Source organism: Streptomyces sp. NPDC001732 (assembly GCF_053596315.1).
On sequence record NZ_JBSFFY010000071.1, the window covers coordinates 19,403 to 30,352 of the forward strand.

Annotated in this window: 10 protein-coding genes; 9 read left to right on the top strand and 1 reads right to left on the bottom strand. The window is 72.2% G+C overall.

Translation table 11 applies throughout. The annotated features are described in order from the left end of the window. The 5 genes from ACWCXX_RS35195 to ACWCXX_RS35215 are packed head-to-tail and all read left to right on the top strand — an operon-like array spanning window position 1 to window position 4,499. Window positions 1-228 carry a hypothetical protein gene (locus ACWCXX_RS35195; protein WP_451134488.1) on the top strand — a complete coding sequence of 76 codons (228 nt, stop codon included), beginning with the start codon at window positions 1-3 and terminating at the stop codon, window positions 226-228. Then, the gene (locus tag ACWCXX_RS35200) at window positions 225-734 is read left to right on the top strand and encodes a hypothetical protein (protein WP_451134490.1); all 510 of its coding nucleotides are present in this window, start codon (window positions 225-227) and stop codon (window positions 732-734) included. Before ACWCXX_RS35195 ends, ACWCXX_RS35200 begins: the two co-directional genes overlap by 4 nt. Further along, window positions 731-2,491, top strand: coding sequence for a V-type ATP synthase subunit A (locus ACWCXX_RS35205; RefSeq protein ID WP_451134492.1), 1,761 nt, complete (start codon window positions 731-733; stop codon window positions 2,489-2,491). The genes ACWCXX_RS35200 and ACWCXX_RS35205 overlap by 4 nt, the downstream gene beginning before the upstream one ends. Continuing rightward, window positions 2,488-3,882: a V-type ATP synthase subunit B gene (locus tag ACWCXX_RS35210; protein ID WP_451134494.1), complete on the top strand. Its 1,395-nt coding sequence runs from the start codon at window positions 2,488-2,490 to the stop codon at window positions 3,880-3,882. Before ACWCXX_RS35205 ends, ACWCXX_RS35210 begins: the two co-directional genes overlap by 4 nt. Continuing rightward, window positions 3,879-4,499, top strand: a complete 621-nt coding sequence (locus tag ACWCXX_RS35215) for a V-type ATP synthase subunit D (RefSeq protein WP_451134496.1) — start codon at window positions 3,879-3,881, stop codon at window positions 4,497-4,499. The genes ACWCXX_RS35210 and ACWCXX_RS35215 overlap by 4 nt, the downstream gene beginning before the upstream one ends. A gap of 67 nt (window positions 4,500-4,566) precedes the next feature. Here ACWCXX_RS35215 and ACWCXX_RS35220 read toward each other — a convergent pair whose 3' ends face one another. Continuing rightward, complete coding sequence (locus ACWCXX_RS35220; RefSeq protein ID WP_451134498.1) at window positions 4,567-4,989, bottom strand: Hsp20/alpha crystallin family protein; 423 nt, start codon at window positions 4,987-4,989, stop codon at window positions 4,567-4,569. A 638-nt stretch (window positions 4,990-5,627) separates the two neighbouring features. Here ACWCXX_RS35220 and ACWCXX_RS35225 point away from each other — a divergent pair. From ACWCXX_RS35225 to ACWCXX_RS35240, 4 genes are all read left to right on the top strand, one after another. Beyond that, on the top strand, window positions 5,628-8,483 hold the full coding sequence (locus ACWCXX_RS35225; protein WP_451134500.1) for a cation-translocating P-type ATPase: 2,856 nt from the start codon (window positions 5,628-5,630) through the stop codon (window positions 8,481-8,483). Then, entirely contained in the window at window positions 8,480-9,139 is a 660-nt protein-coding gene (locus ACWCXX_RS35230; protein WP_451134502.1) for a potassium channel family protein, read from the top strand. The genes ACWCXX_RS35225 and ACWCXX_RS35230 overlap by 4 nt, the downstream gene beginning before the upstream one ends. Next, window positions 9,136-9,792 (top strand): potassium channel family protein, encoded by a 657-nt coding sequence (locus ACWCXX_RS35235; protein WP_451134504.1) that lies wholly within the window; start codon window positions 9,136-9,138, stop codon window positions 9,790-9,792. The genes ACWCXX_RS35230 and ACWCXX_RS35235 overlap by 4 nt, the downstream gene beginning before the upstream one ends. 202 nt (window positions 9,793-9,994) lie before the next feature. Continuing rightward, on the top strand, window positions 9,995-10,950 hold a 956-nt coding region (locus ACWCXX_RS35240), incomplete at its 3' end, for an AMP-binding protein (protein WP_451134506.1).

Consider the following 10,950-nt stretch of genomic DNA (forward strand, 5'->3'; position numbering starts at 1 on the left):
ATGGGCACCGTGACCGCCATCGGGGCACGGACCGACGTGTGCGGGCTGGCGCTGGCAGGGGTCGGCGTCGTCTTCGCGGAAGGCCCGGACGCTGTCCGCCGCGCCTGGCGGGCACTCCCCGGCACGACCGGCCTCGTGATTCTCACGGCGGAGGCCGCCGAAGCGCTGGGTGCCGAGGCCACGGCGCCCGGCCCGTCCCGCCCGCTGACGGTGGTGATGCCCCGGTGACCGCTTCCGTGGACGCGCTGGACCCGGTACGCACGGAGTTGCTGCGCGCGGCCCGTGCCTCGGCCGCCGCGGTCCGGGACCGTGCACGGGCCGATGCTGCCGAGACCCTGCGCGCCGCGCACGCCGCGGCGGAGGAGGTGCTTGCGCGGGCGCGGGACCTAGGCGCGACCGAGGGGATCGCCGAGGCGGAGCGGGGACGGGTACGAGCGGTGCAGGATGCCTGGGCAGCGGAGCTCGCGGCCCGCGCGGAGGTCTACGCGGAACTGAGGTGTGCGGTCCGCGAGGGTGTGCGCCGGGCGCTGGCGGAGAGTCCCCCTGCGCAGGCCCGGCTCGCCGAGACGGCGCGGGCCCTGTTGGGGGCAGGGGTGCGGGTCACGGCTGCCGCAGGGGGCGGGGTGACGGCCGAGGTGCCCGGCCGCCGGGTCGATCTGTCGGCCGACGCCCTCGCCGAACGGGCCCTGAGTCGGCTGGGCGCGCGGGCCGAGGTGCTGTGGGAGCCGCGATGACCGCCCCGGGGAGCCGGGGGACGGACCCGCAAGCCGCGGGCACCGGCCCAAACTGCCCGCGGATCCTCCGGGTCGCCGGTCCTCTTGTGGAGATCACCTGCCCGCCCACGGTCGCCATGCACGACACGGTCGTGCTGGGGGCGGCACGGGTGCCGGGCGAGGTGGTCGCCATCCAGGGCGACACGGCCACGGTCCAGGCGTACGAGTACACCGGCGGGCTGGCCCCGGGGCATCCGGCAGAGCCGGAGGGCGGGCCGCTGTCGGTGCGGATGGCACCGGAACTGCTCCGCGGCGTGTTCGACGGTCTGCTGCGTCCCCTGGCCGGTGCCGGGGAGTTCCTGGGCGGCGGATCGAGTGGTGCGCCCGGCAGGCGTTCCTGGCGGTTCACACCACGGGTGTCCGCGGGAACGCAGGTCACGGCCGGGGAGACTCTCGGAGAAATCGGAGCGAGTGTGCCTCTCCGGCTCCTGGCGCCACCGGGCAGCTCGGGCGAGGTGACCCGGATGGCCCCGGCGGGCCGTCACTCCCCGGACGACGTGCTCGCCGTCGTGGGCGGGCACGAGGTGCGGATGGCGCAGTCCTGGCCGGTGCGCAGGCCCCGGCCGGTCGCGGAACGGTTGTCGGCCGACCGGCCGCTGCACACCGGCCAGCGAGCTGTCGACCTGCTCTTCCCGGTGGCGCTCGGCGGTACGGTCGCCGTGCCGGGCGGCTTCGGCACCGGCAAGACCATGCTGTTGCAGCAGATTGCCAAGTGGTGCGACGCCGACGTGATCGTCTACGTCGGTTGCGGCGAACGCGGCAATGAGATGGCGGATGTCATCGAGGAGCTGGCCGAGCTGACCGATCCACGCACGGGAGGCCCTCTGGCGGAGCGGACCGTGACGATCGCGAACACCTCCGACATGCCGATGATGGCCCGCGAGGCGAGCGTGCACACGGGTGCGGCGGTCGCCGAGTACTTCCGCGACATGGGCCTGGACGTCGTCCTGATCGCCGACTCGACCTCCCGATGGGCCGAGGCATTGCGGGAGTTCTCCTCCCGCATGGGTGAGCTGCCCGCCGAAGAGGGCTATCCGGCGGGGCTCGCCTCGCGACTGGCCGCGTTCTACGAGCGGGCCGCCGCGGTGCGGACCCTGGGCGGCACGACCGGCTCCGTCACCGTGATCGGAGCCGTGTCCCCGCCTGGCGGCGACCGCACCGAACCGGTCACCGCCCACACCGAACGCTTCGTGCGGTGCCTGTGGAGCCTGGACCGCGACCTCGCCTACGCCCGGCACTACCCGGCCGTCTCCTGGGCGGACTCCTTCTCGCGGGACGCACTCGCGCTGGCCGCCTCGCACGCCCGGTCCGGTGACCCCGCGTGGGCCGTGCGGCGCGGGCGGGTTGCGCGGCTGCTGGCCGAGGCCGACCGGCTGGCCGACCTGGTCGAACTGGTCGGCATCACGGCTCTGCCGCCCCAGGAGAGGGTCGGTGTGCTGGCAGGGCGGCTGCTGCGCGAGGCCGTGATCCAGCAGAACGCTCTGTCGCCCGCGGACGCCTACAGCGCCCCCGAGAAGACGGCTGCACTCGTGGAAGCCGCACTGACGGTGATCGACCGCTGTCTGGAGCTGGTGGGCTCGGGTGCTCCCGCGGACGCGGTCGAGGCGGTGGATCTCACCCCGCTCCTGCGTGCCCGCGAGACCGCGGGTCCCACCGGGACCGCGCCGGTGGCGGCGGCACGGGACACCGTGCTGGCCCGGCTCGATGAGGTGGCATGAGCGCCGCCGTGAACATCGAGTACACGGGCGTGCGGGAACTGCGCGGACCGCTCGTGGTCGTCGAGGGCGTGAGCGGGGTGGGCTGGGACGAGTTCGCCACGATCGTGCTCGATTCCGGTGAACGGCGGCACGGGCTCGTCCTCGAGGTGAACCGGGGCCTCGCGGTGGTGCAGGTGCTGGAGGACACGGCCGGCATGGACAGGACGGGTACACGGATCGCCTTCGCGGGGACGTCGCTGCGGATTCCGGTCGGCTCCGGATGGCTGGGGCGGGTGTGCAACGGCCGGGGTGAACCGGCCGACGGCGGACCGCCTGTGCTGGGTGGCACATACGCTCCGGTCGGCGGCGTGCCGATCAATCCCGTCCGCAGGGAACCACCGAACGAGCCGGTGCTGACCGGCGTGGGCGCCGTGGACGTCCTCACCACGCTGGTGCGGGGACAGAAGCTGCCGGTGTTCTCTGTGGCGGGCCTGCCCCATCTGGAATTGGCGGTGCAGATCGCGGCGCGGGCGACGTGCGGCGGCGAGCCGTTCGCCGTCGTCTTCGCCGGGATGGGGCTCACGCACGCCGACGCGGCGTTCGTCCGGGACGGACTGGCCGCCCGTTCCGCCGCACGAGAGCTGGTGCTCCTCGTCAACACGGCCGACGACCCGGTGATCGAACGGCTGCTCACCCCACGTATCGCGCTGACCGTCGCCGAGCATCTCGCGTTCGCGGAGGGCCGACACGTACTGGTGGTCATGACGGACATGACGGCCTACTCGGAGGCGTTGCGCGAGGTGTCCGCCGCACGGGGCGAGATCCCGGCCCGGCGGGCGTACCCCGGCTACCTCTACAGCGACCTCGCGTCCTTGTACGAACGCTGCGGAAGGATCAGGGACCGCCCGGGGTCGGTGACCGTACTGCCGGTACTCACCATGCCCGCGGGCGACATCACCCACCCCGTGCCCGACCTCACGGGCTACATCACGGAAGGCCAGGTCGTGCTCTCCCCCACCGTCCACGCCACCGGCACGTACCCTCCCGTCGACCCGCTGGCCTCGCTGTCACGGCTCATGCGCAAGGGAGCCGGGCCGGGGCGTACCCGTGCGGACCATCCGGCCGTCGCCGTGCAGCTGATTGCGGCGCTGGCCCGGTCCCGGCAGGTGCGGGAACTCGCCGACCTGATCGGCCGGCCCGCGCTCAGCCCGGCCGACCTGCGCTTCCTGGACCTGGACGACGCCTTCCGGGACCGGTTCCTCGCCCAGGGGACGGACGAGAACCGGTCGTTGGAGGAGTCCCTGGGGCGGGCCTGGGAAGTGCTGCTGACGCTGCCGCGCGGCCAGCTCGGCATGATCCCCGCAGACCTGTTCGACGCCCACGCCCCGCCCCGGGGCGAGGAGTCGGCATGAGCACCCGCGGCCGACGGGCACCGGCGGGGCGGGCCGGCAGGCTGCGCCTGCGCCGGAGCCTCGCCACCGCGCTGCGCGGAGCGGACCTGCTGGAACGCAAGGCCCGGCTCCTGCTGGACCGCGAGCGCGCGGAGCGACGAGCGGCTGAGAACGCGGGCCTCGTGTGGCGGAACCGACTGGCCGAGGCTGATTCCTGGCTGGTGCGCGGGGTGATGCTCGGTGGCGAACGGGCCTTGGCCGAGGCTGTTCCTGCGGGCCGGGCGTCCGTAGAGCTCCGGTGGCAGGCACTGATGGGTGTGCACCATCCCGCAGCCGTGACCTGGACCGGCCCCGTCCGTTCACCGGCAGAGTCGACGCCCCCCAACACGGCGCTCGCGCATGCCGAAGTGGCCTACCGTTCCGCGGTCCGCGCCGCAGCGGAACACGCGGCCCACCGGGCAGCCGCCGATCTGCTCGCCGCCGAGGCCGAACGGACCCGGCAGCGGGTGCGCGCCCTGCGCCGCCGCTGGATCCCGCAGCTGCGGAGCGAACTGGCGGCGGTGGAGATCGCGTTGGAGGAAGCCGAGCACGAAGAAGCGGTACGGCGCCGCTGGGCAGCCTCGCGGGGAACCGGCTGACGGGCCTCCCGAGGCACGCCGGTGGCGGGCCCGTGGCGCGCGGCCCGCCATGCGCAGCCGATGGCCGTCAGCCGCCGTGCTTGATCTCGACGTGCTTGGCCGACGGCTTCTCGGCACCCATGCCCACGCTGACCGTGAGCATGCCATCGGTGTAGTCCGCCGTGACGTCGTCCTCGTCCGCGCCCGACGGCAGTGTCACACTGCGGCTCATCACGCCGTAGCGGATCTCGCTGTGGTTCTTGTCCACTTCCCTCTCGGTGCGTTCGGCCTGGACGGTCAGCACACCGTCACTGATGAAGACATCGATGTTCTCGGGCGATGTGCCCGGAAGCTCCGCCCTCACCACGTAACGGCCGTTCTCCGTGTAGTCCTCGATACGAATCGTGTACAGCTCGCCCATCGTGGGCATCGCGAACCGGGCGGGCAGGTTCTCGAACCAGTCCGGGATCTCCGGGAACGGGAACCTCTGCCCACGTTTCAGGGTGGTCATCGCGGTACCTCCTCGGTGTGGTCGCCGATGCCGACACATCCAGTCCAGCGCGACCGGGCCCCGATTGCTGAGGCCGATCGGCCCATGCCCGGGGTCCTTCCGGTCCCTTCCTCCCGGCCGGCACACGGTCCGGAATCCGCACCGGACCTCCTGGCGGGCCACCGCCTGGGGTGGGAGGACCTCGGGGCATTCACAGCCTTCGTGCTCGGCCCGCGGCACCTGTGCCGTCCCGGGATTCGTTCGGCTCCGCCCTGTTTGCCGACCGTTGTCGCCGCTCTGCCCCCCGCAGGCCGCGCCGCCGTCACGGAAAGTCCGCCCGGCCCCCGCGCCGGGCCCGGATGGCCCCTGCCCCGGCCCGGCGCGCGGAGCACAGGCTGGAGACGGGACTCGGAGAAAAGCCCGGTCTACCGTCCGCAGCGGGGGCTGCCCCTTCGGCAGAGGCCGGCACGCCCTGCGGCGAAGGGAAGCCACTGTGTCAGCAGTACCCCTTGAGGCACACACCGTCACCGGCCTCGTTCCGGCACCCCCGCTGTACAGCGGACAGGACCGGAGGCTGCGACGCCCTCGTGGCCCCGGCGGTCCCGCGGCGGTGCGAGCTCCGGGCCGTCCGGGCTGCCGGTGGTGTGCGGCGGGTCCGTATGAGCCGTGAACCCGTTCGGTGGGAAGCGGCCGCACTGCGCGAGGGCAGCCCGTCGGCGGACCGCGTGCTCCCCACGGACGAACCGCCGCGGGACGGTCCGGGTGCCCCCGGTCCGGCTGTCTCCTCCCTGCCCGTCCGGGAAGTCTTCACCGCGCTCGGCAGTTCCCCGCGCGGTCTGGCCCCGGCCGAGGCCGCCGTGCGGCAAGCCCGTCACGGTCCCAACGAGCTTCCCGGGGTGAGCCACGGGCACGTGTGGGCACGCCTGGTCGCGCAGTTCACCGACCTCTTCGCAATCGTGCTGCTCGTCTCCTCGGCGATCACCTTCCTCGCGTACGCGCTGGAACAGCCCCGGGATCCGGCCACGCTTCAGCTGGCGCTGGCCATCCTCGGGGTGGTGCTGCTGAACGCCGGCATCGGGTTCGCCCAGGAGTACTCCGCCGAACGGACGGCGGAGTCCCTGCAGGCGATGGTGCCGCACACCTGCCGGGTGCTGCGGAGCGGGGATCCACAGGACCTGCCGGCGCGCGAACTGGTTCCCGGTGATGTGGTGCTCCTGGAGGCCGGGGATGCGGTGTCGGCCGACTGCCGGCTGGTCGAGGCGCACGAGGTCGCCGTGAACAACGCGGCGCTGACGGGCGAGAGCGACGCCGTCGCGCGAGTGGCCGGGCCGGTGCCGACGGGGCCGCCACTGGAGGCCCGCAACCTCGTGTTCATGGGCACGGACGTGATCGCGGGCACGGGCAAGGCCGTCGTGTGCTCCACCGGAACGGCCACCGAGTTCGGACGGATCTTCCGGCTCACCGCCGCGGCGCCCCGGCAGAAGACCCCGCTGCAGCGGCAGGTCGCGGCCATGGCCCGCCGGGTGGCCGGCGTCGCGCTGGCGACCGGGGCCGCCCTGTTCGCGGTGCGTGCGCCCGGCGGGCAGCCGTTCGTGGACACATTCGTCTTCTCGCTCGGAGTGATGGTTGCGCTCGTGCCGGAGGGCCTGCCTGCCACGCTCTCCGTGTCCCTGGCGATCGGCGTCCGCCGTATGGCCCGCCAGCACGCCCTCATCAAGCAACTGCTCGCGGTGGAGGCGCTCGGGTCGACGAGCGTGGTGTGCACCGACAAGACGGGCACGCTCACCCAGGCCGAGATGACGGTCGTACAACTGTGGGTGAACGGTGTGCCGCATTCCGTCGCCGGAGTGGGGTACACACCTGTCGGCGAGGTCACCGATGCCGGACCGGTGCGGGAGCTGCTCCGGACAGCAGCACTGTGCAGCAACGCCCGTCTGGTGCCGCCGGTCGGCCGGGAGGGGTGGCGGGTGCTCGGCGACACCACCGAGGGGGCTCTGCTGGTGGCTGCCATGAAGGCCGGCCTGGATCCGGCGGCCGAGGAGGCCCGTACCCCGCGAGTGGCGGAGCATCCGTTCGACTCCGTTCGCAAACTGATGAGCACTGTGCACCGCGACCTCAACGGCAGCTGTCTGGCATACGTCAAGGGCGCGCCGCTGGAGCTGCTTGCCCGCTGCGATGCCGTCGACCGGGAAGGCACCCAGGAGCCGTTGACGGACGCCTGCCGTGCAGAGATCACCGCGGCCGCGGACGGCATGGCCGGGCAGGGTCTGCGCGTGCTCGCGGTCGCCCGACGGCAGGTCGACGGCCCCCACCCGCCACTCGGGGACACCGAGTCGGGGCTGACCTTCCTGGGCCTGGCAGGAATGTACGACCCGCCCCGGCCCGAGGTGCGGAAGGCGGTGGATGCCTGCAGGCGGGCCGGGATCCGGATCGTCATGGTCACCGGCGATCATCCCCTGACCGCCGAGGCCGTCGCCCGCCGGGTCGGCATCGTGCGGGGACGGACCCCGTCCGTGGTGACAGGCGCCCAGCTGGACACGCTGGACGACGACGGTCTGGACACACTGCTGACGGACGCCACCGAGCTGTTGCTGTGCCGGGTCGGCCCCGAGCACAAAATGCGGGTGGTCACCTCGCTGCAGCGACGCGGCGAGGTCGTCGCCGTCACCGGGGACGGCGCCAACGACGCCCCTGCCCTCAAACACGCGGACATCGGCGTCGCCATGGGCGCCTCCGGCACGGACGTCGCCCGCGAGGCAGCAGTGATGGTGCTTCTCGACGACTCCTTCGCCTCCATCGCCATGGCGGTGGGTCTCGGCCGTTCGGTCTACCGGAACATCCGCAAGTTCCTGATCTACCTCTTCAGCCACAACATCGCCGAACTCGTACCGATCCTCGCGGCGACCTTCGTCGGCTTCCCGCTGGTACCGGTCACAGCCGTACAGATCCTCGCCATCGACCTGGGCTCGGACGTGCTGCCCGCGCTGGCTCTGGGCGCCGAGCCGATGGAGCGCGACATCATGGACAGCCCGCCGCGGCCGCGGCGGGAGCGGCTGTTCTCGGCAGCTGTCATGGGCCGCATTCTTTTCCTCGGCGGCATCCAGGCCTTCGGCGTGTGCACCGTCTTCTTCTGGCACATCCACGCCTCGGGCATCCCGTATACCGACTTCACCAAGAGCGATCCCGACTACCGGGAGGCAATCACCATGGTTCAGGCCGGCATTGTCGTCAGCCAGTTCTTCAACGCGCTCGCGGTGCGCACCGACCGGCAGAGCGTCTTCCGGGCCGGCCTGCTGACCAATCCCTGGCTGCTGGCTGCTGGCTGTTTCGGAATCGGGCTGATGGCCGCCATCAGCTACGCGCCGCAGCTCCAGGCGATCTTCAACACCGCGCCGCTGGCCGCAGCCGACTGGGCGGTTCTGGCCGCGTTCGGAGCGCTGTTGCTGGCCGCCGAGGAAGCACGGAAATGGGTGCTGCGGCAGCGTGGTACCGCCCTGGAAGGAGAAACACGATGAGAGTGATCATCGTGGGCTGCGGCCGGGTCGGAGCCGCCCTCGCCACGCAGCTCGTCTCCGAAGGCCACGACGTGCGCCTCGTCGACCGACGGACCGAGGCGCACAAACTGCTGCCGCCAGGATTCCCCGGGGCCTTCCACACGGGCAACGGCTTCAGCCGATCCGTGCTGGAAGCGGCCGGGATCGACCGCACGGATGCGTTCGTCGCGGCCACCTCGGGGGACAACAGCAACATCGTCAGCGCGCGGACGGCCAAGGAGACGTACCGGGTACCGACCGTCCTGGCCCGCATTCACGATCCCCGCCGAGCCGACATCTACCGGGAGCTGGGCATCCCTACGGTCTCCAGCGTCCGGTGGACCGTCAACCGCATCCACCAGATGCTTCTGCACCGCCATCTCACTCCGGAACTCTCTTTCGGCAGCGGCGAGACCCTGGTGGTCCGCTCCCGCCTGCCGGCCTATCTCACCGGGCGGCCGCTGGCCGAGTTCGATGTCGACGGGGAGATCCGCGTCGTGGAAATCACCCGTGGCAGCCGCTCACTGCTGCCCTCCCACGGTGCCCTGGCCGAACCCGATGACCTGGTCACCTTCGCCGTCGCCGCCACCGCGCTGGGCCGACTGCGCGGCTTTCTGAACAAGGAGCTGGGAACGTGAAGGTCCTGATCGCAGGTGCGGGCCGCCTCGGTACTCAGGTTGCCCAGGTGCTCTCCGCAGCGCACAACGACGTCACGCTCGTCGAGCACGACGAGGACCGCATCGCTGAAATCGGCGACCTGCCCGCGGGGCGCCTGGTGGCCGGGGACGCCTGCGAGCCCGTACTCCTGGAGCGGGCAGGCGCGCTGACCTGCGACCTCGCCGTCATCACCACTGGTCGGGACGAGGACAACCTCGTCATCAGCCTGCTCGCGAAGCGCCGGTTCGAGGTGGCGCGCGTGGCCGCACGGGTCAACGACGCGGAGAACGCCTGGCTCTTCGACGGGCGGTGGGGCGTGGACGTTGCGGTGCCCGCGGCCACTCCGCTGGTCTCTCTGATCGAGGAGGCCACGGGCGCCACGGACACGGTGGCCCTGCTGCGGCTCAGCAGGGCGGGCGTCGAGGTCATCGAGACAGCGCTCACCGAGAACTCCCGGGCAGCGGGTCGCACGCTGGGCGAGATCACTCTTCCGGTCGGCACGGTCGTGGCCACCGTCGTCCGCGACGGGCGTCCGACGGTGCCGGGCCCCGAGGTGCGGCTGCTGCCGGGCGACGAACTCCTGCTCGTCTCCCACGAGGCCACCGAGCAGGAGATCCACGCGGCCTTCCAGTGATCCCGCCGGGCCGTTCCGGCCCCGGCTCCTGAGCTGCGGCCGTGGCACCGCGCCCGTCCTGTTCCAGGTGCGCGCCCCGTCCCGGGCGGGGGTGGCAACAGGTCTGAGCCGTCCGGCCACGTACGGGGGCCGTTCGACCCAGTGCGGGCGGAGCGTCCCGTGGCGGATGGTTGAAGAAGGCCGAAGGTGAGGAGGGGCCGGCATGCGGTGGGAAACGATTCGCAAGGACACTCCTCCTCGGACTGCCCCCAATCTGGGCGACTACGACGAGGAGTGTGCCGGCTTTTCGTGGTCGGAGGCACGGGCCGGGCTGGAGGGTCTGCCCGGCGGGCGGGGGCTGAACATCGCGCACGAGGCCGTGGACCGGCACGCGACATCGCCCCGTGCGACAGCGGTCGCGCTGCGCTGCGTCGGGCGCGACGACACCGTGACCTGCGTCAGCTATGCGGACCTGGCCCGGTCGACGGCACGGTTCGCCAACGTGCTCCGCGCTCTTGGGGTCGGTCACGGCGACCGGGTGGTGACACTGCTGGGGCGGTGCCCCGAGCTGTACACCGTGGTTCTCGGCACGCTGAAGAACACCAGCGTGCTGTGCCCGCTGTTCCCGGCGTTCGGACCGGACCCGGTCGCCCAGCGAGTGACACTGAGCAACGCGCGGGTACTGGTCACCACCGCGGAGCTGTACCGCAGGAAGGTGGCCGACCGCCGCGGCGACCTTGCCGCCCTGCGTCACGTGCTGATCGTCGGCACGGGCGCGGACGAACTGCCCGGCACCGCTTCTCTCGCCGCGCTGATGGCCGACGCGGCCGACACCTTCACGATCCCGCCGACGTCACCCCACGACATGGCCCTGCTGCACTTCACGAGCGGCACCACAGGCACTCCCAAGGGCGCGGTACATGTGCACGAGGCGGCCGTCGCCCACTACACATCCGCGCTCTACGCCCTCGACCTCCACCGGGACGACGTGTTCTGGTGCACCGCGGACCCGGGCTGGGTCACCGGCATGTCCTACGGGATCGTCGCACCGCTCATGCACGGCGTGACGGTCGTGGTGGACGAGGGCGACTACGACGCCCGCCGGTGGTACCGGATCCTCGCCGAGCAGCGGGTGAGCGTCTGGTACACGGCGCCGACGGCCCTGCGCATGCTGATGCG